The sequence below is a fragment of the Cryobacterium sp. 10S3 genome (assembly GCF_034344045.1).
Taxonomy (GTDB): domain Bacteria; phylum Actinomycetota; class Actinomycetes; order Actinomycetales; family Microbacteriaceae; genus Cryobacterium; species Cryobacterium glucosi.
Genome location: NZ_CP133773.1, coordinates 3,765,076 through 3,790,038 on the forward strand (window position 1 = coordinate 3,765,076; position 24,963 = coordinate 3,790,038).

Here is a 24,963-nt window from a genome sequence, read left to right on the forward strand (position 1 = left end):
TCTGACGAGCAGAGAGCACGAAGATGACCACCAGCACGGATGCCGCAGTCGTCGCGGCCGTCGACCTCGGCGCCACGAGCGGCCGGGTCATGCTCGGCCACGTCGGGCCGAACGAGCTGCGCCTCCGCCCGGTGGCCCGCTTCGCGAACGGGCCGATCCGCCTGAATGAGGACGGGCATCCCTCGCTGCACTGGAACATCGTCGAGCTCTACCGCAATGTGCTCGCCGGTCTCAGGACCGCCGCCGCGGAAGAGCCCGCCCTCGTGAGCATCGGCGTCGACTCCTGGGCCGTCGACTACGCGCTGCTGCGGCAGGGGCGGATGCTGCAACTCCCGTACCACTATCGCGATGCGCGCACCCAGCCCGCTGTCGATCTCGTCCACCGGATCGCCACACCCGCCGAACTCTATGCGGCCAACGGACTCCAGTTCCTGCCGTTCAACACGCTCTACCAGCTGACCGCAGACCTGACCGCCGGCTCGCTCGACCAGGCCGACCAGGTGCTGCTCGTGCCCGATCTTCTGAACTACTGGCTCACCGGCGTCGCCGTCGCCGAACGCACCAACGCATCAACGACCGGCCTCCTCGGCGTCGGCAGCCGAGAGTGGGACGAACCGCTCATCGACCGGCTCGGCTTCGACCGCCGGATCTTCCCGCGCCTCGTCGATGCCGGGACCCGGATCGGTTCCCTGCTCCCTGACGTCGCCGGCGAGATCGGCGCCCGCGCCCCGATCGACGTGACGGCCATCGGCTCGCACGACACGGCATCCGCCGTCGTCGCGGTGCCTGCCCTCAGCGACGACTTCGCCTACATCTCGTGCGGCACCTGGGGGCTCGTCGGCGTCGAGCTCGAGGCCCCGGTGCTCAGCGCGGCAGGCCGCGCGGCCAACTTCACGAACGAGGGCGGCGTCGACGGCCGCGTGCGCTACCTGCACAATGTGATGGGCCTCTGGCTGCTCAGCGAGTCGATCCGCACCTGGGAGCACGCCGGCGAGACGATCGTTCTCGCCGACCTGCTGCGTGCGGCCGGCGAGGTCACCGGGCCCGTCGCCGTGTTCGACGCCGACGACCAGCGCTTCCTCGCCCCCGGGGACATGCCGGGCCGCATCCGCGACTACTGCCTCGAGCACGACCTGCGCGTTCCGCGCTCGAACGCCGAACTCGTGCGCAGCATCCTCGAGAGCCTCGCGGATGCCTTCGCCCGCGGCGTCGAGACCGCAGCCGCGCTTTCCGGCACCGACGTACGGGTCGTGCACATCGTCGGCGGCGGCTCGCAGAACCGCCTGCTCTGCCAGCTCACGGCCGACCGGCTCGGCCTGCCCGTGCTCGCCGGCCCCGTCGAGGCGACCGCGATCGGCAATGTGCTCGTGCAGGCGCGGGCCCAGGGCCTCGTCACCGGTTCGCTCGAAGGGCTGCGCGCCCTCGTCGCCCGCAGCTTCGTACCCGAGCGGTATACGCCGGTCCGGACTCTCGTCAGCCGATAGCCGGCACGGGGAAACAGGGGAAACAGAAAGGAGCGGCCGGCGCACACGCGCCGGCCGCTCCTGTTCTCAATCGACCAACCCGAGGTCTACCTTTCCGGTCGAGAGCGCCCGGTATACGGGTCACTCTCGACCGGAAAGGTGACTCTGGGATCAGTAGATCGAGGTGTACAGCGCGAGGATCTGCTCGACGGTCACGTCGCGCGGGTTACCGCCGGTGCAGACGTCGTCGAAGGCGGCCTGGGCGAGTGCCGGGAGGTCCTCCTCCTTCGCACCGATCTCGCGCAGTGTCGTCGGGTTGCCGAGGTCGCGGGCGAACGCCGTGACGGCAGTGACGGCCGCGGTGCGGGCATCCTCGACCGACAGGTCTGCGGCACCGGCGACCGCGAAGGCCACCGCGATGTCGCGGAAGCGGTCGCCGGTCGCGTCGGCGTTGAACGCCATCACGGGGGCGAGCAGGATGCCGTTGGCCACGCCATGCGGGGCGTTGTAGAAGGCGCCGAGCGGGTGGGCCATCCCGTGCACGAGGCCGAGGCCGACGTTGGAGTAGCCCATTCCCGCGATGTACTGGGCGAGGGCCATCCGGTCCGCGGCAACCGGGTCGCCGTCGGCGGCGGCGGCGAGGGACTCGGCGATCATCGTGATCGCCTTGAGGTGGAAGAGGTCGGAGAGTTCCCAGGCGCCCTTGGTCGTGTAGCCCTCGATCGCGTGGGTGAGCGCGTCCAGTCCTGTGGCGACCTTGAGCGAACGTGGCGCGGATGACATCATCTCGGAATCGACGACGGCGACGATCGGAATCGCGTGCGGGTCGACGCAGACGAACTTGCGGGAGCGTTCGACGTCGGTGATCACGTAGTTGATCGTGGTCTCCGATGCGGTTCCCGCCGTCGTCGGAACGGCGATGATCGGAACGGAGGCCCGCTTCGTGGCCGCGACGCCCTCGAGCGAGCGCACGTCCGCGAACTCGGGGTTGTTCGTGATGATGCCGATGGCCTTGCAGGTGTCCTGCGGCGAGCCGCCGCCGATGCCGATCAATACGTCTGCGCCCGAGGCCGCGAAGGCCGCGACGCCGCGCTTGACCGCTTCGATCGGCGGGTTCGGGGTGACGTCCGAATAAACCTCATAAGGGATTCCGGCATCGTCGAGGAGTGACGTGACCTTGCCGGTGACGCCGGTCGTGACGAGCACCTTGTCCGAGACCACAAAGGCCTTGGTGAAGCCGCGGGAGGCTATTTCACCGGGGATGACGCTAATGGCCCCTGCGCCGAAGTGTGCCGTTTGGTTCCAGATCATGCGAGTGATCATTGTCTGACTTCTCTCTGTGTGCGTTCAACGTTGAATCGTTTCACTTAGAGAAAGTCTACTCGCCGGAGGCACAGGGCATAGGCTTGTTTTGTACTCAGGCGCAGGCCCACCCCGGACCCGGTGGACCCGCGTCGCTCGCGATCCTCGTCACCGCCGCCGAGATGTCGACACCCGGGCGAATACATCCCCCCACCATTCCCCGGCGCCTCCATTTTCAGGCATCTATCGAGAAGAGCTCCCGTCTATGACTTCTCCGACATTTCCCCTTTCGCCAGCCCAGGCCCGCGACCGCATCCTCGGTTTGCGTGGCGTGCTCTTCGACCTCGACGGCGTGCTGACTCCCACCGCCGACGTGCACATGGTCGCGTGGTCCCGGCTCTTCACCCCCTTCCTCGAAGACCAGGGGGTGAGTCCCTCCTATAGCGATGCCGACTACTTCAGGTATATCGACGGCAAGCCCCGCTACGACGGCGTGCGCAGCCTCCTCGCCTCGCGCGGGATCACGCTGCCAGACGGCGACCCCACGGATGCCCCGACGCAGGACACCGTGTGCGGCCTCGGCAACCGCAAGAACGCGGCCTTCAACGAGACCCTCGCGGAAGACGGCGTGACTCCGTACCAGGGTTCCCTCGACTTCCTCGACTACGTGGTCAACGCCGGGCTGCAGGTCGCCGTCGTCACGAGTTCCCGCAACGGCGAACTCACCCTCGGGGCAGCGGGCATCCGTGATCGCTTCGGTATCGTCGTCGACGGCAACCTCGCCGCCGAGCGTCGGCTCGCCGGGAAGCCCGCGCCGGACACCTATGAACTCGGCGCCGAGCTGCTCGGTCTCACGCCGGCAGAGTGCGTCGTGGTCGAAGACGCCGAGTCGGGAGTGCAGGCCGGCCGCGCCGGTGATTTCGGGCTGGTCCTCGGCGTCGACCGCGGCGTCGGACCGCAGACCCTTCTGGACGCCGGAGCCGATATTGTCGTCTCAGACCTCGATGAACTGGTGCCCCGCCCGTCCGAGCCCAGCACGTCACCCGAAACCGCAACGCAGGAGGCCACCGCATGAACCTGACCGAAGAGGTCATCCAGGACCCTCTCGACCGCAATCGCTTCCCGGTCGACGAATGGGCCCTCGTCGAGACGGCGTTCACCGGAGCCGACATCGGACGCACCGAGACCCTCTTCGCGGTCGGCAACGGCTACCTCGGCCTGCGCGGCAACGTCGACGAGGGCAGGGACGGCCACGTCCAGGGCACATACATCAACGGTTTCCACGAGACCTGGCCGATCCGGCACGCGGAAGAGGCCTTCGGTTTCGCCCGCGTCGGCCAGACGATCGTCAACGCTCCCGACGCCAAGATGATCCGCGTCTACGTCGACGACGAACCGCTCGTGCTGACCCTCGCCGAGTTGCTCAGCTACGAGCGCCGGCTCGACTTCACCACCGGCATCCTCTCTCGCTCACTCGTCTGGCGCACGCCATCGGGCAAGCGCGTCCTGATCCGGTCCCGCCGGATGGTGTCGTTCACCGACCGGCACCTCGCGATCATCGACTACGAGGTCACCATGCTCGACGCGGATGCGTCCGTCGTGATCTCGAGCCAGATCCTGAACCGCCAGGACGGCATCAGCGAGTACGACCGGCCCAAGGGCTCGATGACGACAGACTGGGACCCGCGCAAGGCGGAGTCCTTCACCGACCGGGTGCTGCAGCCACGCTTCAAGCGCGCTTCCGGCGGCCGGTACATCCTCGGCTTCCGCTGCACGAACTCGGCGATGACGATCGCCTGCGCCGCCGACCACCAGATCGAGACAGCCAACGAGTTCGTCGAGTCCTCCGCTATCGGCGACGACCTCGCCAAGCACGTGTACACGATCAAGGCCAAGCAGGGCAATTCGATCCACATCACGAAGACGCTCAGCTACCACACCTCCGCGGGCGTGCCCACTCACGAACTCGCCGACCGGTGCGACCGCACCCTGGACCGCGCGCGGGACGAGGGCATCGAATCGTTCATCGCCCGCCAGCAGGAATGGCTCACCGACTTCTGGGCGCGCACCGACGTGCAGCTTCCCGGGCAGCCCGTGCTGCAGCAGGCCGTGCGCTGGAACCTGTTCCAGCTCGCCCAGGCCTCGATGCGCGCCGACGGCCAGGGCGTCTCCGCAAAGGGCGTGTCCGGCTCCGGCTACGGCGGCCACTATTTCTGGGACACGGAGGTCTACGTCCTGCCGTTCCTGACCTATACCTCTCCGAACGCGGCCCGCAACGCGCTGCGTTTCCGGCACGGCATGCTGGACCAGGCCAGGGACCGCGCGACGGAGCTCAACCAGCTCGGCGCCCTGTTCCCGTGGCGCACGATCAACGGGCTCGAGTCCTCCGCGTATTACGCGGCGGGCACGGCCCAGTACCACATCGACGCCGACATCGCCTATGCGCTCAGCCAGTACGTCGCCGCAACCGGCGACGAGGACTTCCTCGCCCGCGAGGCCATCGACATCCTCGTCGAGACGAGCCGGATGTGGGCGGACCTCGGCTTCTGGCGCGGCAACGGGCACGGCAACGACGTGTTCCACATCCACGGTGTCACCGGGCCGGACGAGTACACGACCGTCGTCAACGACAACCTGTACACGAACATCATGGCGCGCTCGAACCTGCGGAACGCCGTGACCGCGGTCCGCCGGCTGCGGTACATCGACCGCGACGCCTACGACGCCATGGTCGCCCGGCTGAACCTCCAGGACACCGAGATCGCCGAGTGGGCCTTCGCCGCCGAGGCGATGCACATTCCCTTCGACAAGGGCCTGGCCATCCACCCGCAGGACGCGCAGTTCCTCGAGAAGGAACGCTGGGACCTGTCCCAGACGCCTCCGCAGAACCGGCCGTTGCTGCTGCACTACCACCCGCTCGTGATCTACCGCTTCCAGGTCCTCAAGCAAGCGGATGTGGTCCTCGCGCTGCTCCTGCAGGGGGACCAGTTCACTCCGGAGGAGAAGCTCGCCGACTTCGACTACTACGACCCGCTCACGACCGGCGACTCGACCCTGTCCGACGTGGTCCAGTCGATCATCGCGGCCGAAGTCGGGTACCACGAGCTCGCGCTCCGGTACTTCACCTCCGGCCTGTTCGTCGACCTCGCAGACCTGCACCACAACGCGGCGGACGGCGTCCACGTCGCATCCGCCGGTGGAGTCTGGAGCGCCCTCGTCTACGGATTCGGCGGCATGCGCGACCACAACGGCCGGGTCACCCTCGACCCGCGGCTGCCGGAAGGCTGGGAGGGGCTCACCTTCCGGATCACGCTCAAGGGCACCCGGCTCCGGATCGACCTCAGGCAGGACGAGGTCGAGGTGACCGTCGAGGCCGGCGTCGAGGCGAAGCTCGCCGTGCGCGGGGCGCCCGCTTTCACGGTGCGTCTCGGCCAGCCCGTCATCGTCCCGCTCGAGCACCAGGGCGCCCGCACTCCCGGGGCTCCGTCGCCGGCTGCGATCGAGGGCGGACGTCGCGACGACGGCACCGTGATCACCTCGTCGATCCCGACGATCGCGCACCTGACCGACTTCATGGACCAGGTCGACTGATCCCGCCTCTCGTGCGCCGCCGGTCAGAGAAGCCGGAGGCGCACGAGGCTCTCCGCGGTGGCGAGGATGGCCTCCTCGTTGGACAGAGGTTCCCAGCCGAGCATCCGCCTGGCCTTGTCATGGGAGGCGTTCCGCGTCGTGCCGAGTTGCGGGGCGACCTGCCGGAGCGGGGCGCTGAACGGGGCGAGGACACGGACGAGCCAGGTCGGCATCACCCGGCGGGGCACCCGACTCGCGACGTCGCCGAGGTTCGACCTCAGCAGGGCTGCGATCTCCGGAAAGGTCATCGGGGGTCCGGCGACGGCGAGGAACCGTTCGCCGGGCGCGAGCGGGCTCGTCATGGCGCGCACGTGCAGGTCGGCGACATCGCGCACGTCGACGATGTTGGTCTCGATCCGCGGCACCGCGGGCACAGCACCCTTCAGGAGCCCGCGGAGGAGTTCGACGGAACTGGAGAGGTCTGTCCCGAGCACGGGTCCGAAGATTCCGACCGGGTTGATCACCGTGAGCTCGAGGGTGCCTCCCTCGCGATCGACGAAGTCCCAGGCCGCACGTTCGGCGATGGTCTTCGACCTGACGTATGCGCTCACTGAGGCGGTCGGGTCCGTCCAGTCGTCCTCGGTGAACGGGCGGTCCGGATGCTGGGCGCCATACCCGACGGCGGCGAACGAAGAGGTCAGCACGACCCGCCGCACGCCGGCGTCCCGCGCGGCCCGGAGCACCCGCAGTGCGCCGTCGCGGGCGGGGACGATGAGCTCGTCCTCGTCCGCCGGCTCACGTGCGGGGAAGGGTGAGGCGACGTGCAGGACGAAGGCGCAGCCGTTCACCGCTTCCGCCCAACCGGCGTCGGAGAGCAGGTCGGCGACGGTGAACGAGAGGGCGCTGCCGGCATCCGCCCCGCCCGCGGCGACCATCGCGCGCACCTCGGGCTCCCGGGTGAGGGAGCGCACCGTCGTGCGCACCCGGTAGCCGGCGGCGAGGAGCCGCACGATGCAGTGCGCGCCGACGAAGCCAGACCCACCGGTCACCAGAACCAGCTCACCACTCATGAGATCCTCTTCCCGTTGTAAAATCCCTGCACCGGCAGCTCGTCGACGAGAGGCAGTCTAGTGAGCGACTTCAACGAACAGATCATCTCGGAGTTCCGGGAGAACAACGGTCATGTCACCACGGCCGGGTTCGGGTCCAACCTCGTGCTCCTGCACACGACCGGGGCGCGCACGGGTGCCGAGCGCGTCAGCCCGGTGATGTCCATCCGCGACGGGGACGCCTGGCTCGTGGTCGCCTCCGCCGGCGGCCGGCCCCAGCACCCGGCCTGGTACTTCAACCTGCTCTCGCACCCGGAGACCTCCATCGAGACCCCGGAAGGGACGGTCGCGGTCACCGCGACCGATTTGGACGGCGACGAGCACGCCAGAGCCTGGGCGAAGATCATCGCCCTCGCGCCCGGCTTCGCCGGCTACCAGGAGCGGGCCGTCGAACGCCGGATTCCGGTGCTCCGGCTGGTCCGAAACGCCTGAGCGTCGCCTACGCCTGCAGTCGCCGCTCGAGATAGGGGGCCGTCCTGCTCTCGGCGTGGGTGGCGACGACCTCCGGCGGACCGGCCACGAGGATACGGCCGCCAGCGTCCCCTCCGGACGGGCCGAGGTCGATCACCCAGTCGGCCGCCGCGATGACGTCGAGGTTGTGTTCGACAACGACGACGGTGTTGCCCGCGTCGACCAGCCGGTTCAGCTGGGCGAGCAGGAGCTGCACATCCGCCGGGTGCAGGCCCGTTGTCGGTTCGTCGAGCAGGTACAGGGTGTGGCCGCGGCGGGCACGTTGGAGCTCGGAGGCGAGCTTGATGCGCTGGGCTTCCCCACCGGAGAGCTCTGTGGCGGGCTGGCCGAGGCGGAGGTAGCCGAGGCCGACCTCGCGGAGGGTCTCGAGGCTGCGGGCGGCCGCAGGCACGTCGGCGAGGAACCCGGCGGCATCGTCGACGCTGAGCCCGAGGACCTCTGCGATGGTCTTGCCGCGGTAGTCGACCTCGAGGGTCTCCGGGTTGTACCGGGAACCGTGGCACGCCGGGCACAGGGCGTAGCTGCCGGGGAGGAAGAGGAGTTCAACGGTGACGGAGCCCTCCCCGAGGCAGGTCTCGCAGCGGCCGCCGGCGACGTTGAAGGAGAAGTGTCCCGCCCCGAAGCCGCGGCTGCGGGCTGCGGGGGTGGCCGCGAAGGCCGCGCGGACCGCGTCGAACAGGCCGGTATAGGTGGCGAGGTTCGAGCGGGGAGTGCGTCCGATCGGCTTCTGGTCGACGGTGACAAGGCGGTCAACCGGGTCATCGGCGACGATCTGGCTGATCAGAGATGATTTTCCCGATCCGGAAACGCCAGTGACCGCGGTGAGGAGCCCGAGCGGGAACTCGGCGTCGAGATCCTGAAGGTTGTGCACGTTGACCCCGCGCAGGCCGAGCCAGGCGTGTGGTTCCCTCCGCGCCGGCGCCGGGACCGCGGCATCCGTCGTGTCGGAAGCGGGGAACAGGAACCGCCGTGTCACCGACTCCGGGACCCCGGCGAGCCCGCCGACCGGACCGCTGTAGAGCACCTCGCCGCCGCCGGTTCCTGCGTGCGGACCGACGTCGATGACCCAGTCGGCGGCGCGCACGACGTCCATGTTGTGTTCGACGACGAAGACGGAGTTGCCGGAAGACTTGAGCTGCTCGAGCACGACGAGGAGGGGTTCGGCGTCGGCGGGGTGCAGACCCGCAGAGGGCTCGTCGAGCACGTAGACGACGCCGAAGAGTCCAGACCTCAACTGGGTCGCGATCCGGAGGCGCTGCATCTCACCGGGCGAGAGCGTCGGGGTGGAGCGCGAGAGGCTGAGGTAGCCGAGGCCGAGATCGACCAGCACCTCGATGCGCGCGAGCAGGTCGCGGCTGATCGTGGCTTCGACCCCGGCGGATGCCTCGCCGCGCCCGGCGGAACCGGCCTGCGTGAGCGGGCGGAGGGTCTCGGCGAGGGTGGTGAGCGGCAGCCCGGCCAGCTGGGAGATGGAGAGCCCGGCCACCGTCACGGCGAGGGCGGCCGGGGTGAGTCCGCTCCCGTCGCAGAGCGAGCAGGGTCCGGACTCCACGAACCGGAGCGCGCGCTCCCGCTGACTCTGGCTCTGCGAGTCGGCGAGGGTGTGCAGGACGTAGCTGCGCGCACTCCAGAACCGGCCCTGGTACGGCTTGGCGACCCGGTCGCGCTGCGGCGTTATCTCCACGACGGGCTGCTCCTCGGTGAAAAGGATCCAGTCCCTGCTCTCAGCGGGGAGGTCGTTCCACGGCACGTCGACGTCGTAGCCGAGGGCGATCAGGATGTCGCGGAGGTTCTTGCCCTGCCAGGCGCCCGGCCACGCCGCGACGGCGCCCTCGCGGATGCTGAGGGTCCCGTCGGGCACGAGGCTCGCGCGCGTCGGGAGGTGCGCGATTCCGAGCCCGTGGCAGCGCGGGCACGCCCCGGCCACGGTATTCGGAGAAAAGGAGTCCGATTCGAGCCTGGGCGCATCCGCCGGGTACGTGCCCGCACGGGAATACATCATGCGCAGTGAATTCGACAGGGTCGTCAGGGTGCCAACCGTGGACCGCGAACTCGGCGTGCCGCGCCGCTGCTGCAGGGCGACCGCGGGAGGGAGGCCCGTGATCTCGTCCACCTGCGGGGTGTGGCCCTGCTGGATCAGTCGGCGGGCGTACGGGGCCACCGATTCGAGGAACCGGCGCTGGGCCTCTGCGAAGATCGTGCCGAAGGCGAGCGACGACTTGCCGGAACCGGAGACGCCGGTGAACGCGACGATCGCGTCGCGGGGCACGTCGACGTCGACATCCCTCAGGTTGTTCTCCCTGGCTCCCCGCACCCGCACGAAACCGGGGGTGGGAGAGACGGAGGGGAGAGACGAGGTCGGAGTATGCATCCGTCCGACCCTAGTCGCCGCACCTGACTGCGCGCCGATTCGGACAGCAGGCCAGGCCTGGGAACGATCGACTCAGTAGAACTCGACCGTGTTGACGATGTTGCGGAGGGGGAGGCCGTCGAGGAACCGGGTCGCGTTGTCGGCGAAGAGCTCGGCGATCCGGCGTTCCTCCTCGGCGTCGAGGGCGGCGGTGTGGGGGCTGATCACGACGTTCGGGAAGTCCCAGAGCGCGCTCGCGGTGTCGAGCGGTTCCTTCGCGAACACGTCGAGGGCGGCGAAGCCGATCCGGCCAGACTCGAGGGCACGGATGAGGGCGTCCTCGTCCACGACGGTGCCACGCCCGATGCTGACGAAGGTCGTTCCCGGCCGGACCGCGCCGAAGACGTTCTCACCGACAAGTTTCAGGGTCGCGGCCGTTCCCGGCAGGGCGACGACGATCGCGTCCGCACTCGCGGCTCCGGCCGCGAGGTCCTCCGTTCGGATCAGCTCGTCGACGAAGGGAACGGGCAGGTCGTCCCTGCTTGTCCCGATCACACGCATCCCGAGCCCCTTCGCGAGCCGGGCGACCTCGCGCCCCACTCCGCCCAGCCCGATGACGAGCACCGTCTGGTCGCGCACCTGGCCGAGGGCCCTGCGCTCCGGCCACGCGTGCGCGCGCTGGTCGCTTTGGAGCACGGGCAGCTGCTTCGCTCCGGACATGATGCCGAAGATCGCGAATTCGGCGAGCGGGCCGCCGTGCACCCCGGCCGAGGTCGTGAAGACCACCCGGTCGAGATCGGCCTGACCGAGGCCTGCGGACTTGACCTGCGAGCCACCGCCCGCCGCCATCACCTGCACCCAGCGGAGTCCCGGATTCGCCTCAACGGTTCGGCGAAGGGCGACCGGGTTCACGTCGGGAATGCCGAAGAGCACGTCGGCCGAGTCGAGCATCCGCTCGAAGTCGGCCTGCTGACCGGTCGTGCGCCGAAAGGCGGGGTCGCCGCGGTAGTCGGCAGGACGGCGCATCGGCGGCAGCAGGGCCTGGTCACGCACGAGCTCGATGCGGGGTTCCGCCCGCTCGATCAGCAGGCAGAGCTCCTCGCTCAGTGGTGTTGCGACGACGACGCGGAGCGTTACGGTGGTGGTCATGCTGTCAGTCTCCCTGATCAAATGGATGCCGGCGCATGCGCCTCGAGGAATGTAGCGAGTCCGGCCCGGTCGGGCAGGCCCTCCTGGTCACCGCGCGACGTCGTGGCCAGCGCGCCGACCGCGCCGGCGCGGTGCACCCAGTCGGCGAGTGGGAGCCCGTCGAGGGCCGCACTGAGGAGTCCAGCGGAGAAGCCGTCACCCGCGCCGACCGTGTCGACGACAGACACCGAGAACGGCGGGCAGCTCGCGTGCGTCCCGTCCGCGGCGAAGAGTTCGGCCCCGCGTGAACCGGCCTTGACCGCGACGACCTTCACGCCGCGATCGAGGTACCAGCGGGCGATTCCCGCCGGGGTGGTCTCCCCGGTGAGGATGTGCCCTTCGCTCGTGCCGGGCAGCACCCAGTCCGCCTGCACGGCGATCTCATTGATCGCGTGCACCATTTCCGCGGTGTCGGCCCAGAGGCTGGGGCGCAGGTTCGGATCGAAACTCACCGTCGCGCCGGTTTCACGTGCAACATCGACGGCCTGGGCGGCGAGGTGCCGCGGTCCGTCGCCGAGCGCGAGCGGGATCCCGGTCAGGTGCACATGCCCGGCACGGCGCACGTAAGCGGCCGTCGCCTCGGTGGGCGCGAGCGTACGTGCCGCTGAGTGCGACCGGAAGTAGACCACGAGCGGGTCTTCGTCCTCGCCCGGCCTGTTCTTCAGCTGGAACCCGGTCGGTTCGCTCGCGTGCAGGTCGACCTGGCCGACATCGATGCCGTTCGCCTCGAGCTGCTGCAGGACGAATTCACCGAACGGGTCCGTGCCGAGACGCGTGATGAACCCGACGCTGTGGCCGAGCCGCCGCAGACCGACGGCGACATTGAATTCCGCGCCCGCCAGCCTGCGGGTGAAGCGGTCGACCCGGGCGAGCGGACCGGTCTCCTCCGCGACGAACATCGCCATGATCTCGCCGAAGGTGACGACGTCGAAGTCCCTCTGGACAGTGCTGGGCATGTGGTTCCGTTCAGTCGCTGGTCAGTTCGGCGAGGACCCGGCGGATCTTCGCCAGTTCGCTCGCCGCGGTGGCCCGGTCGGGGATCGGGTATTCGAGCACCACGGGCACGTGGGTCCCGATCTCGCGGAGCACGGAACGCCAGTCGACGTCACCCTCGTCGAGCAGCACGGAGTGCAGCCCACCGAGGCGGCCGATGTCCTTCAGGTGGAAGACCGTCGCGTAACGCCCGAGTTCCCGGGCGGCGGCGACCGGGTCAACGCCCGCCCAGAGCCAGTTTCCGGCATCGAACGTGTACCCGATCGGAACGTTCTGGGCCCGCAGGTCGCGGAGGAGCGCAGCCACGACATCCAGTCGCCCGTTCCGCGCGGTCTGGTCGTTCTCGATCGTGACCCGGGCGGATGCCGCCAGCAGGGCCTCGACCAGGCTCCCGAGCCCTGTCAGCTCGTCACCGGGCTCGCCGATGTTCAGCTTGACGCTGAGAGCTCCGAGGGTCGCCGCTTCGTCAAGGTAGCCGGTCAGGAGAGGAGAGGCCTCACCGTCCACGAAGAGCGACTCGGGAACGGAGTAGTAGACCTCGAGTCCGGCCTCGGTCGCCAGGCCGGCGATCGTCAGGAGTTCTTCGCGCCGGGCCGCAGGCTCGGGCGAGAGGTACTCTCGGCGGATCTCGATTCCGGTGGCCCCGAGCGCGAGTACCTCGGCGACGAGGTCGGCCTGGACCGTGGTGGACGCGTCGAGGGCCTCTTTGTAGACCATGGTGTTGACGAACACCGGCCGGGAGCCGCTCACTGGAGTGCCGGTGCGCTGGGCGATGCCGCGGGAATGGTGCCCTGCAGCTTGAAGTCCGGCGTCGAGACGGCCTTCACCACGATCGTGAACACGACCGCGATGATCAGTGACAGGGCCATGAAGATATAGGACGCATCGTTCGACCCGGTGACGTTATTGAGGAAGCCGACGAAGTAGGCCCCTGCGAAGGATCCGAGTGCGCCGAAGCTGTTGACGAGGGCCATCGCGCCGCCCGCGACATTCTTCGGCAGGATCTCGGGGACGATCGCGAAAAACGGCCCGTACGGGGCGTACATAGCGCCGCCGGCGATCACGAGCAGGATGAACGACAGCCAGAAGTTGGACGTCCCGACGAGGTAGGAGGCGTAGAACGCGACCGCCGCCACCAGGAGGAACGGCCAGATGAAGAGCTTCCGCTTCAGGAGCCGGTCGGAGAAGAACGAGGCGACCACCATCAGCACGGTCGCGAGCAGGTACGGGATGGCGGTGAGCCAGCCGATGATCACGATGTCGAAGGACGACGCGGTCTTGATGATCGAGGGGAGCCACATGACGAAGCCGTAGACGCCGATGCTCCAGAAGAAGTACTGGATGCAGAGCTGGATGACGGCCTTCTGCTTGAATGCCTCGCGGTAGTTCGGCACGGCGTGCAGTCCGACCTGTTCCCGGGCGAATTCGTCGTTGATGTCCTTCTTCTGGCCTGCGGACAGCCACTTCGCGTCGTTCGGGGAGTTGTCGATCATACGCAGCCAGACGAACGCCCAGATGATGGAGGGGAGACCCTCGATGATGAACATCCAGCGCCAGCCAACGCTGCTGACGAGGTAGGCCGAGACGACGGACATCCACAGCACCGTGACCGGGTTGCCGAGGATCAGGAAGGTGTTGGCTTTGGAGCGTTCGCCGCTGGTGAACCAGTTACTGAGCAGGATGAGCATCGCGGGCATGATGGCCGCCTCGACGATTCCGATCGCGAACCGGATGACGAATAGCACCCAGATGTTCGTGACGATGCCGATGCAGCTGGCCAGGATGCCCCACAGGATCAGCGCGTAGAAGATCAGCTTCTTCGCGCTCCGCCGTTGCGCGTAACTCGCGCTCGGCACCTGGAAGAAGAAGTAGCCGAGGAAGAACAGGGCTGCAAGGAAGGCCGAGGCGCTGGCCGTGATGTTGAGGTCTTTCGCCATCCCCGCGGCGGCGCCCAGACTGTAATTCGAGCGGTCGAGGTACGCCAGGCTGTAGGTGATGAAGATGACCGGCATGAGCCGTGACCATCGGGATGACGCGAGTTTCTCGCTCATGAACTGAATCTCTTCCTTGAGAACTACCGCAGGGCACACCAACACATGTTCCATTGGGCGGAACACCGTTTGCCCTGACGGAATGAGCCTACGCTCAGGACTGCTCCGGCTGAGAACCCGCGCGACACACGGGCGCGCCGCCGTGAAATCCAGCTCGAGATCAGAGTTGAACGTTATATCGTTAGGTATCGTCGAGCTCTGGTACGGCGCTGAGGAGGTCATCATGAGTGGTTCATTTATGGGAGACGGATTCCCGGGTCGCAAGGGCGGACCGGGCGAAGGTTGGGCCGGAAACGCCATCTGGGAAGCGATGGAGCAGTTGCGCGGGCAGTTCGAACAGAAGGTCGGCACGAGGGTCGGGCGCGGCGACGTCCGTGCCGCGGTGCTCGCGCTCCTCCTGGAGCAGCCGATGCACGGCTACCAGATCATCCACGAGATCGAGGAGCGCAGCAACGGGGCGTGGAAGCCGAGCCCCGGCTCGGTGTATCCGGCGCTCCAGCTGCTCGCCGACGAGGGTTTCATCACGGCCGAGGAGGCCAACGGTCGCAAGACCTATGCGCTCACGGACGAGGGCCGCGCGGTAGCGGATGCCGCAGCCGAGACCTCCGCCCCCTGGGAGGCCCCGAGTGCCCGCGACAGCGGCCGGGCGACCGCACTGCCCAAGGCGGGAATCGGCCTGGCCCAGGCCGCCGCGCAGGTCGGGCGCTCCGGCAGCCCGGAGCAGGTGGACAAGGCCGTCGCCGTGCTCGACGAGGCGCGTCGCCAGTTGTACTCCATCCTCGCCCAGGATTGAACGAGTGCCCGAAGCACGCCGGCGTCAAGGAGATCCGATGACCGACGACGGGAACATGCGCGCCCGCTACCGCCGGATCCTGCGGTTCGCCGCGCGGTACCTGGTGCAGACCTGGTGGTACGAACTGTTCCTGCCCCGGATCGGACTCGCCCGGCTCTCGGCGCGCAACCGGTCGGCGCGGCTCCAGCGCATCGCGCAGCGCTTCCACGTGCTCGCGGTCGACCTGGGCGGCCTCATGATCAAGGTCGGCCAGTTCATGTCGTCCCGGCTCGACGTGCTGCCGCCCGAGATCACCAAGGAGCTCGAGGGCCTGCAGGACGAGGTCCCGGCCGTGCCGTTCCCGGCCATCCGAGCCCTCGCCGAGTCCGAATTGGGGGTGACACTCGAGCGCGCGTTCTCGTTCGTCGACCCGACCCCTCTCGCCGCGGCATCCCTCGGTCAGGTCCACCGCGCGCGGCTCTCGGAAATGGATGCTGCCGAGACCGGCCTGCTGGACGTCGTCGTGAAGATCCAGCGACCGGGCATCGGTGCGATCGTCGACGTCGACCTCCGGGCCCTTCGCCGCGTCGCCGGCTGGCTCAGCCACATTCGCCTCGTTTCGGATCGGGTCGACATGCCCGTCCTCGTCGAGGAGTTCGCGGTGACGAGCCTCGAGGAGATCGACTACCTGCACGAGGCCGCGAGCGCGGAACGGTTCGCGGGGAACTTCGCCGACGACGCCCGCGTCAGCGTTCCCGAGCTCGTGTGGGAGCGAACGACGCGGCGGGTGCTGACCCTGCAGGACGTCACGGCCATCAAGATCAATGACGTCGATGGGCTCAGGGCGGCAGGCATCGATCCGGCTGAAGTCGCCACCGAGTTCGCGGCGGTCATGTTCGACCAGCTCTTCGTCAACGGCTATTTCCACGCCGACCCGCACCCGGGCAATATCTTCGTCACCCCCCTCGCCACCGCGGATGCGGCCACAACAGCGGATGCTCCAGGCCGGGCCTGGAAGTTCACGTTCATCGACTTCGGAATGATGGGCGAGGTACCCGACGCGCTGCGTCGCGGTCTCCGGAACCTGCTCATCGCCGCCGCGTCCCGCAACGGCAAGGGCATGGTGGACGGCATTCGCGAGGTGGGCGTGCTCCTGCCCTCCGCGGACACCGCGGAACTCGAGAGGGCGCTGACGGCGCTGTTCGCGCGTTTCGGCGGGATGGGCTTCGCCGAGCTGCAGGAGGTCGATCCGCGCGAGTTCCGCGCCTTCGCGAACGAATTCGGTGATGTGGTGCGCACCCTGCCGGTCCAGCTGCCGGAGAACTTCCTGCTTATCGTGCGCGCGATGTCGCTGACCAGCGGGATGTGCAGTTCGCTCGACCCGGCCTTCAACATCTGGAACGCCGTCGAGCCGTACTCCGCGCAGCTGATCCGGGCCGAAGGCGGAAACCTGGTGCAGGATCTCGCGAAGCGCACGGTGGCGGCCGCGGGACTCATCGCCCGGCTGCCCCAGCGGCTCGATACCCTGATCACGCGGGTCGAAGACGGCAACCTCACGGTGCAGACCCCACGGCTCGAGCGCCGCCTGGGCAGTCTCGAGCGAACGGGACGGCGGATCATCTCTGCGGTCCTCTTCACCGCCCTGCTGATCGGCGGCATCCTGCTCCGTGCCGACGACGTCGTCTTCGGAACGGTGCTCATGGCCGTGTCCGTGCTTCCGCTGCTCCACGCCACCCTCGCCGGCGCCGTCGCCCGCCGAGGACCCCTGCCCTAGGGAGCTGTCGAAGTCCCGGCCGACGTCACCGCCCGGCACCGAGGTGACGCCGGGCGTCGGAGTACGCGGACGACCACACCAGTTCGTGATCGGCAGGCGACGACGCTCCGCAGGCGAGTGACTCCTCGGCGATCAACAGCGTCGAAGCTAGCCCCGCCAGATAGCGGGATTCTGCGGAGAGTCGCGTGTCGGGGGCGAGGCTGGAGCTCACGACGGTCAGCTCGAGGACGCCTCGACGAATCGATCCGGCAGCATGGGCGACGACAAGGGTGCTCGCGACGTAAAACCCGATGCAGGACGTGATCACCAGGAGTCTCGGTGCGCCCGCCTCAACAAGCGTTACGAACTCTCCGAACACGGCCACTAGGCCGAGCACCGTCCAGCCGCGCCACACGCGAACCCGTCGGCGCTGCCGTGCGGAGATCCCCGCCGGATACAACACGAGCCGCTGGCTCGTGCTGCCGTAGCGACCGGCCGAAACCGTGTAGCTTCCCCAGCGGCAGCGTCCGTCGAGGAGTGGCGAGAGCCACCGACTGAGCGTGAGTTCCGAGAGGTCCATTCGAGCGCTGTTCACCAATCCAGCGTCATCCCGGGCGCAGGGGGGCCGCGCCATCCTTACGGAATCCATGCGCCGAAACGGAGTTTCCCTACGGATTCACTACGCTCGCGCTACTCCCGTCCAGGCAAGCAGCCGGATGTTGGGCGTGCCGTCATCCGCCACCACAGCCGTCTCGGCTCAATGGGTTCACCTTCGCCACGAATGCGGACGCGAGCGAGTCCTCCGCTCGGTGATGTAAGTTGCTGGTCGGACCGACAATATCGGCCGATGCCATGCTAGGTTTCCCACGAAGACTACAGCGTGGGTTCAAGCGGGGGGCTAGCCATGATTCGTCTCAGAGTGACCAGCAGAGCCTGGATCGCGGCAGCATGGGTCTGTGCATCGTGCCTCGGCCTGACGAGTTGTGTCGCCAACGACTCCACCACGGAGATCCGGCTGTTCCTTGCGCAGAAACCCGGTCCCGAAGACGCACTTCCCTCGGCGCTCAAGGCTGCAAGTGACGGCCTCGATGCCGCTTCCAGTCGGTTAGTCGGCACCACCAGAGATGTGAGCTATTTCGTCTCCAAGTACACGGATCCGCAACGAGGCACCCCGGGCTTCTGCCTGATGGTGGCAAAACTGCCGGACGGTCCTTCGAATTCGTTCTGCGGTTCCGCAGACGGAATGTGGACGTCTGGAAGCGGCACCGGCGGAGCACGGGTCATCGAGAGCAACGACGAAGTTCCCGAGGGGTGGACCCGTCTGAGTGACTTCCTCATCGTCAATCCGGACGCTAAACCTTAGGAATCAGCCGAGATGAGCAATCCTCATGAAACTGTGGATCTCGTGTGGATCTACCCGATGGCTGCCTGAATTTCGGGATGTGAACCACAATTGAAGGCAGTTTTCGCACAAGACGCATCGCAGCACCGTCGTCACCTCCGGTCGCCCGATGAGGAAAGTTCCGCTCGTCTGCTCTCACCCTGGAGGAAGGACCATGACCTCAGTTCCGGCCCACCGGCGCACTCGCGGACCGGCTGCACCCCACCACCGAGTGAACGCCTCCCGCGTCTCCCGCAGCGCGTGGACCGCGCTGAACTGGCTTACGTCCCTTGCCGTCGTGGTCGTGATGACCGCATCGGCGGCGGCCATGGTCACTGCTGCCCCGGCGGTCTCCCCGGCTGCGCCGGCGATCGTGCCGGACAGCCGGCCGTGACCGGTCATCGACAATCGCCCCGGCCGCCCGTTGCGGCCGCGCTCATCAAGACACTGATCGTGATCGGCGCCGTCCTGTCTGCGGCACTCGCCTTCGTCGACGTCCGGTTTCCTGTCCAGTTCGACTCGGCCATCCTCGCTCACACCACCGGATTCCTGGCCGGATATGTCGTCACGGTGATGGTGGTCCTGATGTCGCGCGCACCGTTGCTCGAACGCTCGATCGGTGCCGACCGGCTCGCCCGCTGGCACGGCGTCGGCGGTCGCGCCTTCATCGTCCTCCTGGTGATTCATGCGGTCGCGGCCGTGCATTCCTGGATGCTCAGCCACTGGGAAGATGCCTTCACGGCATCCCTCGCCGTCCTGGGCATGCCCGGGCTGGTGGCCGCGACCGCCGGGACGGTCCTGTTCGGCGTGATCGCGGTCATGTCGGTGCGGGCAGCCCGGCGCTCGGTCTCCTACGAGACGTGGCACGGCATCCACCTGCTCAGCTATATCGCCCTGGCGCTCTCGTTCACGCACGAACTGGCCGGGCCCGACCTTGCCGGCAGGCCCGGGCTCCAGATCGCCTGGACCCTGTTCTTCGTATCCGCACTGGGCCTGGTGCTCCGCTACCGCGTTCTCAAGCCGCTGGAGCACGCCTGGCGCCACCGCCTCCGGATCGAACGCCTGGTGCCCGAGGCGGACGGCGTCGTGAGCGTCATTCTGCGCGGGCGGCACATCGACGAACTGCGCGTCGAAGCGGGTCAGTTCTTCCGCTGGCGATTTCTGGCGCCGGGGGTCTGGCGCTCCGCGCATCCCTTCTCGCTGTCTGCGCCTCCCGGCGATGACCTGCTCCGAATCACCGTAAAGGCGCTCGGGAACGGCAGTCACACGCTTCACTCCCTCCGGCCGGGCACGCGCGTGCTCGCCGAGGGGCCGTACGGGGCCATGACGCACCGGAAACGCACTCGTGAATCCGTTCTGCTCATCGCCGGCGGCGTTGGGATCACTACCATGCGCGCACTCTTCGAAGAGCTCGAGGTCGGCGACGGCTCGCTGACCCTCCTCTACCGGGCCTCCCGGGACGATGACGTGATCTTCCGCGACGAACTCGAGGAAATCGCCCGGTTGCGCGGTGCCTCGATCGTGTGGATGATCGGGCCGTCCACAGATCCCCGGAACAGCATGACCGGTGCGAACCTGACTCGGCTCGTCCCCGACGTCGCTGCCCGCGACGTCTACGTGTGCGCATCGCGCGGTCTGTCCAGGGCTGTCCGGTCGGCGCTGAAGGACGCCGGACATCCGCCTGCCCGCCTGCACGAGGAAGTCTTCGCGTTCTAACGGCGCAGCCAGAGTCGCCTGCGTCCGCTCGAAAACGACGAAAGGCCCCCGGTTACCCGGGGGCCTTTCTTGTCCGACTGGATCATTCGACCCACTGTGGGTTGATTGCCTTTCTCGAGAAGGGCCTTGTATCCCTTACCCCGCCCGGCCGCTTTCAGACCGCATTTGCGCGGATCCTCCGCCATCCCCTTGAAAATCCTCTACTTTCGAATTCCCTCAACTTCACACACGATATGGCCCGTTCTCGCGTACGACAAGGCCGGCTGCCACGGCGGCGCCCAGCGGCAGCCGCGTCCTCACCGGCGCTTGCGTCAGTTCGCTACTGACAATGGACGCCAACCGAAGTACCGCCTCTCCAACGCTTCCTCCTCAGGACCGAGCGGGATCCAATCGAAATGCCAACCGCGCGCCCGATCCTCGAGATAACCGCCGTCGTCTACATACAGGTCGCCGGGCACTCCCGGGGTTGGGGATGGGGCAATATCCATCACCCACCAGTCGTCAACGCCCTCAGATACACACAGTGTGCCCGCCTCAGCTGCCGGTGTCGGTGTCGGTGTCGGTGTCGGTGTCGGAACGAGATTTCCTTCGTAACGGCGTCGAGCCTTGCGCCCTTGGGCCAGCGGAGAGCTTCAGTTCCTGAAATGTCATTAGCGCAATGCGCAACCTTGTCTCGTCGATGGGCCGGATCATGGCCCACCGGAACCATTGAGATAAATAGGCAGCTCGACGCGGTTCTCTCGCGAAACGGAGAGCAGAATTCTCCAGCGCTGTCGGAATCCGGCGGAAATTTTCTCGACTCGAAGATCAATTACTTCACCCGAAGCAACGTGCAGGAAATCAGTTGGCGTTGCAAAGTCCTTGATGAGGCGAACGCCGGTTTCGTCTACGCGGACTACGAAATATCCCAAACCGACGTTTGGGAAGCGCACTGAGGCGACTAGGGCACTGTTGAAGCCCTGCTGGTGCTGTGCGTCGAAAAATACGGCTTCGGGAGATCGAATTCGAAGCCTGGAAAGTCGCCGCCTCATCCGGATTGCCCAGTAGAGGTAAAGCAAACCCACGAGAACGCTTGTAGTTGCCAGTGCACTCAACACAATTACCAAAGTTGTGTAAGTTTCCGCCGCCACTAGCATCTCCACTGGGCGCTTGGATGATGAGAACGACTCCGCGTCCCAACAGCGCCAAAAGGATCAAGTAGAAGCTCCCGGCGCTTGTGCGCATACTCACGACCGAGCCGTTCTGGTCGCGCATGAACGAGGTAGTCGTGCCCGCTGTGGTCGGGCGTGTGATGCCGAGGGATCCATTTACGAAAATTGTCGCGTCCATGAAGAGCCTGAGAGGACTCAGCACCACTTTCTAAGTGTTGCGGGACGCCAAAGAGCGCTTCAACGGCGGCGGAACCGCTTCGCATTCAGCGACTTCCGCGCGCTCCTCATCGAGTTACCAAAGAGTAAGGAAGGCAATTCGATGTTCGGTGCTCACCATCTTCGACATTGCGACCCATGACGCTGGCGGGTTGCGAATGAACGGCCTGAGTACGACGCGCTGGATCAAAGCATTCAAATTCAGGTCAAACCAACCTAGACAAGAGCCGAGCGAGGATTTGGTAGTCCAAAAGAACACTATCCAAGAGACAGTGGCCACGGGAACCACTATCCACAGGAGCACCCCTCGAATCACCAAGATCAGAAGCTGCACAAATATGTTGAGTTCGATCATGGCAATCCTCCCGCCCAATCAGTCCAATGATCGCCAAAGGGAGCGACGCCCTTAAACGTATCCCATGCGTACGTCCCCAGATCACCGTAAACATAAGGCTGGTCAAGTCCTTGGCGCATCTGCCGTACACCACGAAGTATCTTCATTCCCCCCGTAATGATTTGATAGGCGGCGACGGCATCGACTGTAACGCCTATCGGAATGCCCATGACTGTAGCCTCTGCGCCCGTCGCCACGGCCAAGCCCAACAAACCCTGCACGAGCTTGGCTACGCCCCAAACGATATTGATACTGCCAGAAATGATCTTCGGGCTGAGCCTTGGGGTCACTACATTTGGAAGGGAAGCACGAGGAATGCGGGACTGCAGCGCTGCCGCCCTTGGATTGGCCTTGTAATATGCGTTGTTGCACGCCGCAGTACCGCAATCCTGTCGCTGCCCGCTCAAATCAAGCTTGTTGATGGGGTCTGCCGGGTAGTCGTACGCATTACTCACCCCGCCTTCGACCGGGTCAACACTCAGGAAGCGTCCGAGGGCGGCGACGTACTGTCGTGCACCCATCTCGATGGTGGCGATGGTTCCGGCGTGCTCTGTGAGTTTGCCGGCGCCTCCGACCCAGCCTAGGGCGGCGTTGACTCCTGGGAGGTTGTCGGGGAAGGTGTCGTCGGCGGCAGTGGTGCCGATCAGCCCGGTCAGGGTGTCGACTGATTGCCCGAACGGGTCGTAGCGGTACCTGTCGGTCCTGGTCCCGCTTTCGTCGACACTGACCGCGACATCTCCGTGGATGTTCGGGTAGGACCACACCTGGGTTCCGTCGGTGCGAGCGGCCACGCTCGCGCCACCCGGCAGTGAACGTGTGGTTTGCCCGGGGATGCCCGTACCACTGAGGACAATGCTCGCTCCGTCACGTTCGGGTCCAATCCAATCTCAGCCCTTGGCCGACCGAAGTTCGTCCAAGCGGTGAGCGACCCTCTCGAGTTCGTTTATCTTAAATTGGGAGAAACCCAGCCACGTGTCTGCCGCCACTCGAAGCTTCAACGACGCGAGGGTGGGATCGAAAAACTCAATACTCAATGGCAGATAGCGTTTGTCCAGTTCTTGGTCTTGATCAACGCGGACATCCTTCACCAAGGACCAAGGAATTTGCAAGAATTTTCGCAATTGTCGAACGCCTGCCCAGAAGGTGATGTCCTGATCTGTCGCCATCACTGCAAATTGATAGACCGGTGGCCGATGATCACCCGCGCCAAGTGACGACTTGTCAAAATCTCCAAGTTCGCCTGCGAATTTCATGCTGGCAGCGAGGACGAGGCGATCCGGATAGATCTTGCGCAAAAGGCGCGCACAAATTTGCGCGGGCATATAGCTTGCGAACAGAGCCAGAATGACGACAAGAAATACGGCGGCTCCGACGAGGCAAGAAATCGCAGTCAGTCGCAAGAGATCGACGTCGCCCCGCTGCGCCGCTTGGATGCTTCGGCCCACGAGCCCGATTGCGCCAACGACGAGAGCGGCAATTGCCGTCGTGACTCGGGCACGACGTGTTCGCATGGGGACGGACCTCATTTCTCACGTCGACTAATTTGAATGTCTCTGTTCATGTCATCTTGACTCAAGCTAAATCGAGTCGGCGGATCCGGCGGCCAGGTATATTTATGGGCCGGAGACACAAACCAGTGCAATTTGTAGTCCCCTCCGATTAAGATCCCCTGGGCGACAGCCAGACATGGTTGCCGCCGGTGCCGGCGATGATGACCGCTTTCCCGCATTTTGCGGTGATGCTGACTTCACGGCCACGGGGAAGGGCTCGGGTTAGTAGTGGTCGTGAACGCACTCCAGCACCTATGGCGCACACGGCTTTTATTCGTCCAATTGATCCGAAACGTCAAATTCCTACGTGGCACTATCCCCCATCGGATGAGGGTGTCCTGCATCGCGCGAAAGATTTCGAGAGGTCCGAACTGAATGAAAGAAGGCGTCAAAGTCTTTGTCTCCCTGCGGGCGAAAGAGCCAATCCCCGCGGCGCTGTGGCGGGAGCCCGATCTGAAAGGCTCTTCCATCTAGAGACCCTTTCACTTCAACGGCCCGCTCGATGCTTTCCCTATGAGTCACGGTCGCAATTTCGACTGACGACACATTCGACCATGGAATTCTTAGGACCCTCTCTGGCCCTCCGCGACGCAACCGCCACAGTTCAAATCGACTCCCAGCGTCAACAAAAGCGAGAGACGCGTTCATCGGTGTGGGATAGCCGATGCTGATGCCACTTATGTCCTTGATCTCAGAAGCGAGCGCGGGCGATAAGCGAATGATCACGAACGACAATGAAGGATTGGCGTTATGCAGGATCGAATACAAGTGACGCTGCGCCGCTCCGAAGGGAATGCCAATCACGAGTACGAATACGGGTACCCCAACGACTATGAACATGAAGTTCACGAACATCTCTGATGGGGTGCCGCGCAATCCTGGGCCAGCCAAAATGAAGATGAGCGCCAGCGCCGGGAGGTAATATCCCCAGCGTCGTCTTCTTGCGGGCACTTTGGATCTTCCTCCGGCCGCCGCTTCAGGAGGTTCAATGGCATTCATGTCTGAACCTCACTACTTAGTTGTGGTGAACATTTTACTGGGCGAAATGTTGCTTATAGTGTCCGCAACACAATCGAGGCCGACCCAATTTGAGGAAGCGCAGTTGAGCCCAGTGGCACTGAGTCCCGACACAACCGCGAGCGGCTCCGCGACCGGGAGGAGCCACGGAACGGCAAGGCCTGTTGCGCCAAACGTAACTGAGACACGCGAAAGCTCCAGTGATGCTTCCTTGAAATTCGACGGCTCAACGTGAACTAATTCGCCATCCCAGTGCTGAGGTTGGCGAACAACCACCGTGGAATGTGTCGGTGCCGTCCAAATTCATTGCCGACGCTTCCATCGGCGCTTGTTTCGCCTGGCCGCGGACAACGGACGCCGACCGAAATGCAACTTTTCCAACGCTTCCTCCTCGGGCCCGAGGGGAACCCACTCAAACTGCCATTCTCGAGCGCGGTCCTCAAGATAGCTGCCGTCATCGATGAACACTTCACCGGGCGCCGTAGGGCTCGGGGACGGGCTTATGACCATCACCCA

The 24,963-nt window shown here is 65.9% G+C and carries 21 protein-coding genes; 9 read left to right on the forward strand and 12 right to left on the reverse strand.

What is annotated here, in order from left to right; genetic code table 11:
* Positions 1-23 precede the first annotated feature (23 nt).
* Complete coding sequence (locus RHM57_RS17425; protein WP_322188949.1) at positions 24-1,484, forward strand: rhamnulokinase family protein; 1,461 nt, start codon at positions 24-26, stop codon at positions 1,482-1,484.
* 150 nt (positions 1,485-1,634) lie between these two features.
* On the opposite strand, the gene fucO is transcribed toward RHM57_RS17425, so the two are convergent.
* Complete coding sequence (gene fucO, locus RHM57_RS17430; RefSeq protein WP_241975203.1) at positions 1,635-2,774, reverse strand: lactaldehyde reductase; 1,140 nt, start codon at positions 2,772-2,774, stop codon at positions 1,635-1,637.
* A 256-nt stretch (positions 2,775-3,030) separates the two neighbouring features.
* Here fucO and RHM57_RS17435 point away from each other — a divergent pair, with 256 nt between their 5' ends.
* Positions 3,031-3,840: an HAD family hydrolase gene (locus RHM57_RS17435; protein WP_134448622.1), complete on the forward strand. Its 810-nt coding sequence runs from the start codon at positions 3,031-3,033 to the stop codon at positions 3,838-3,840.
* Positions 3,837-6,356, forward strand: coding sequence for a glycoside hydrolase family 65 protein (locus RHM57_RS17440; protein WP_134448620.1), 2,520 nt, complete (start codon positions 3,837-3,839; stop codon positions 6,354-6,356). Before RHM57_RS17435 ends, RHM57_RS17440 begins: the two co-directional genes overlap by 4 nt.
* A gap of 23 nt (positions 6,357-6,379) precedes the next feature.
* On the opposite strand, the gene RHM57_RS17445 is transcribed toward RHM57_RS17440, so the two are convergent.
* A complete protein-coding gene (locus tag RHM57_RS17445; RefSeq protein ID WP_134558166.1) occupies positions 6,380-7,405 on the reverse strand; it encodes an SDR family oxidoreductase in 1,026 nt (341 codons plus the stop codon).
* Positions 7,406-7,465: 60 nt separating this feature from the next.
* Here RHM57_RS17445 and RHM57_RS17450 point away from each other — a divergent pair, with 60 nt between their 5' ends.
* Entirely contained in the window at positions 7,466-7,876 is a 411-nt protein-coding gene (locus RHM57_RS17450) for a nitroreductase/quinone reductase family protein (RefSeq protein WP_134448616.1), read from the forward strand.
* A 7-nt stretch (positions 7,877-7,883) separates the two neighbouring features.
* Here the strand turns inward: RHM57_RS17450 and RHM57_RS17455 are convergent, their stop codons facing one another.
* From RHM57_RS17455 to RHM57_RS17475, 5 genes are all read right to left on the reverse strand, one after another.
* The gene (locus RHM57_RS17455; protein WP_322188951.1) at positions 7,884-10,286 is read right to left on the reverse strand and encodes an excinuclease ABC subunit UvrA; all 2,403 of its coding nucleotides are present in this window, start codon (positions 10,284-10,286) and stop codon (positions 7,884-7,886) included.
* A 72-nt stretch (positions 10,287-10,358) separates the two neighbouring features.
* Positions 10,359-11,414, reverse strand: coding sequence for a D-2-hydroxyacid dehydrogenase (locus RHM57_RS17460; protein ID WP_322188953.1), 1,056 nt, complete (start codon positions 11,412-11,414; stop codon positions 10,359-10,361).
* A gap of 17 nt (positions 11,415-11,431) precedes the next feature.
* Complete coding sequence (locus RHM57_RS17465) at positions 11,432-12,409, reverse strand: sugar kinase (RefSeq protein ID WP_322188955.1); 978 nt, start codon at positions 12,407-12,409, stop codon at positions 11,432-11,434.
* A 10-nt stretch (positions 12,410-12,419) separates the two neighbouring features.
* Positions 12,420-13,196 (reverse strand): sugar phosphate isomerase/epimerase, encoded by a 777-nt coding sequence (locus RHM57_RS17470; protein WP_322188957.1) that lies wholly within the window; start codon positions 13,194-13,196, stop codon positions 12,420-12,422.
* Positions 13,193-14,497, reverse strand: a complete 1,305-nt coding sequence (locus RHM57_RS17475; protein WP_134448606.1) for an MFS transporter — start codon at positions 14,495-14,497, stop codon at positions 13,193-13,195. The genes RHM57_RS17470 and RHM57_RS17475 overlap by 4 nt, the downstream gene beginning before the upstream one ends.
* Positions 14,498-14,720: 223 nt before the next feature.
* On the opposite strand from RHM57_RS17475, the gene RHM57_RS17480 reads away from it, so the two are divergent.
* Both RHM57_RS17480 and RHM57_RS17485 read left to right on the forward strand, forming a co-directional pair.
* On the forward strand, positions 14,721-15,290 hold the full coding sequence (locus RHM57_RS17480) for a PadR family transcriptional regulator (RefSeq protein ID WP_134448604.1): 570 nt from the start codon (positions 14,721-14,723) through the stop codon (positions 15,288-15,290).
* Between the two features lie 37 nt (positions 15,291-15,327).
* On the forward strand, positions 15,328-17,043 hold the full coding sequence (locus tag RHM57_RS17485; RefSeq protein WP_134448602.1) for an ABC1 kinase family protein: 1,716 nt from the start codon (positions 15,328-15,330) through the stop codon (positions 17,041-17,043).
* A gap of 25 nt (positions 17,044-17,068) precedes the next feature.
* Here the strand turns inward: RHM57_RS17485 and RHM57_RS17490 are convergent, their stop codons facing one another.
* Positions 17,069-17,602: a DUF6611 family protein gene (locus RHM57_RS17490; RefSeq protein ID WP_134448600.1), complete on the reverse strand. Its 534-nt coding sequence runs from the start codon at positions 17,600-17,602 to the stop codon at positions 17,069-17,071.
* Between the two features lie 339 nt (positions 17,603-17,941).
* Here RHM57_RS17490 and RHM57_RS17495 point away from each other — a divergent pair, with 339 nt between their 5' ends.
* The 3 genes from RHM57_RS17495 to RHM57_RS17505 all read left to right on the forward strand — a co-directional run bounded on the left by RHM57_RS17495 (position 17,942) and on the right by RHM57_RS17505 (position 20,119).
* Positions 17,942-18,385, forward strand: coding sequence for a hypothetical protein (locus RHM57_RS17495; RefSeq protein WP_322188960.1), 444 nt, complete (start codon positions 17,942-17,944; stop codon positions 18,383-18,385).
* 193 nt (positions 18,386-18,578) lie between these two features.
* Positions 18,579-18,797: a hypothetical protein gene (locus RHM57_RS17500; protein WP_134448596.1), complete on the forward strand. Its 219-nt coding sequence runs from the start codon at positions 18,579-18,581 to the stop codon at positions 18,795-18,797.
* Positions 18,794-20,119, forward strand: coding sequence for a ferredoxin reductase family protein (locus RHM57_RS17505; RefSeq protein WP_322188962.1), 1,326 nt, complete (start codon positions 18,794-18,796; stop codon positions 20,117-20,119). Before RHM57_RS17500 ends, RHM57_RS17505 begins: the two co-directional genes overlap by 4 nt.
* Before the next feature lie 689 nt (positions 20,120-20,808).
* Here the strand turns inward: RHM57_RS17505 and RHM57_RS17510 are convergent.
* The 4 genes from RHM57_RS17510 to RHM57_RS17525 all read right to left on the reverse strand — a co-directional run bounded on the left by RHM57_RS17510 (position 20,809) and on the right by RHM57_RS17525 (position 24,429).
* Entirely contained in the window at positions 20,809-21,249 is a 441-nt protein-coding gene (locus RHM57_RS17510; protein WP_322188964.1) for a hypothetical protein, read from the reverse strand.
* Positions 21,250-21,837: 588 nt separating this feature from the next.
* Positions 21,838-22,671, reverse strand: a complete 834-nt coding sequence (locus tag RHM57_RS17515) for an RHS repeat-associated core domain-containing protein (RefSeq protein ID WP_322188966.1) — start codon at positions 22,669-22,671, stop codon at positions 21,838-21,840.
* Positions 22,672-22,767: 96 nt separating this feature from the next.
* Entirely contained in the window at positions 22,768-23,325 is a 558-nt protein-coding gene (locus tag RHM57_RS17520; RefSeq protein WP_322188968.1) for a hypothetical protein, read from the reverse strand.
* A gap of 408 nt (positions 23,326-23,733) precedes the next feature.
* Complete coding sequence (locus RHM57_RS17525; RefSeq protein ID WP_322188970.1) at positions 23,734-24,429, reverse strand: hypothetical protein; 696 nt, start codon at positions 24,427-24,429, stop codon at positions 23,734-23,736.
* Positions 24,430-24,963: the final 534 nt, after the last annotated feature.

Excerpts from the sequence above, each read along its gene's own strand:
- RHM57_RS17425 (WP_322188949.1), top strand. The coding sequence starts at position 24 with ATGACCACCAGCACGGATGCCGCAGTCGTCGCGGCCGTCGACCTCGGC.
- fucO (WP_241975203.1), bottom strand. The coding sequence starts at position 2,774 with ATGATCTGGAACCAAACGGCACACTTCGGCGCAGGGGCCATTAGCGTC.
- RHM57_RS17435 (WP_134448622.1), top strand. The coding sequence starts at position 3,031 with ATGACTTCTCCGACATTTCCCCTTTCGCCAGCCCAGGCCCGCGACCGC.
- RHM57_RS17440 (WP_134448620.1), top strand. The coding sequence starts at position 3,837 with ATGAACCTGACCGAAGAGGTCATCCAGGACCCTCTCGACCGCAATCGC.
- RHM57_RS17445 (WP_134558166.1), bottom strand. The coding sequence starts at position 7,405 with ATGAGTGGTGAGCTGGTTCTGGTGACCGGTGGGTCTGGCTTCGTCGGC.
- RHM57_RS17455 (WP_322188951.1), bottom strand. The coding sequence starts at position 10,286 with ATGCATACTCCGACCTCGTCTCTCCCCTCCGTCTCTCCCACCCCCGGT.
- RHM57_RS17460 (WP_322188953.1), bottom strand. The coding sequence starts at position 11,414 with ATGACCACCACCGTAACGCTCCGCGTCGTCGTCGCAACACCACTGAGC.
- RHM57_RS17465 (WP_322188955.1), bottom strand. The coding sequence starts at position 12,409 with ATGCCCAGCACTGTCCAGAGGGACTTCGACGTCGTCACCTTCGGCGAG.
- RHM57_RS17475 (WP_134448606.1), bottom strand. The coding sequence starts at position 14,497 with ATGAGCGAGAAACTCGCGTCATCCCGATGGTCACGGCTCATGCCGGTC.
- RHM57_RS17480 (WP_134448604.1), top strand. The coding sequence starts at position 14,721 with ATGAGTGGTTCATTTATGGGAGACGGATTCCCGGGTCGCAAGGGCGGA.
- RHM57_RS17485 (WP_134448602.1), top strand. The coding sequence starts at position 15,328 with ATGACCGACGACGGGAACATGCGCGCCCGCTACCGCCGGATCCTGCGG.
- RHM57_RS17490 (WP_134448600.1), bottom strand. The coding sequence starts at position 17,602 with ATGGACCTCTCGGAACTCACGCTCAGTCGGTGGCTCTCGCCACTCCTC.
- RHM57_RS17500 (WP_134448596.1), top strand. The coding sequence starts at position 18,579 with ATGACCTCAGTTCCGGCCCACCGGCGCACTCGCGGACCGGCTGCACCC.
- RHM57_RS17525 (WP_322188970.1), bottom strand. The coding sequence starts at position 24,429 with ATGAATGCCATTGAACCTCCTGAAGCGGCGGCCGGAGGAAGATCCAAA.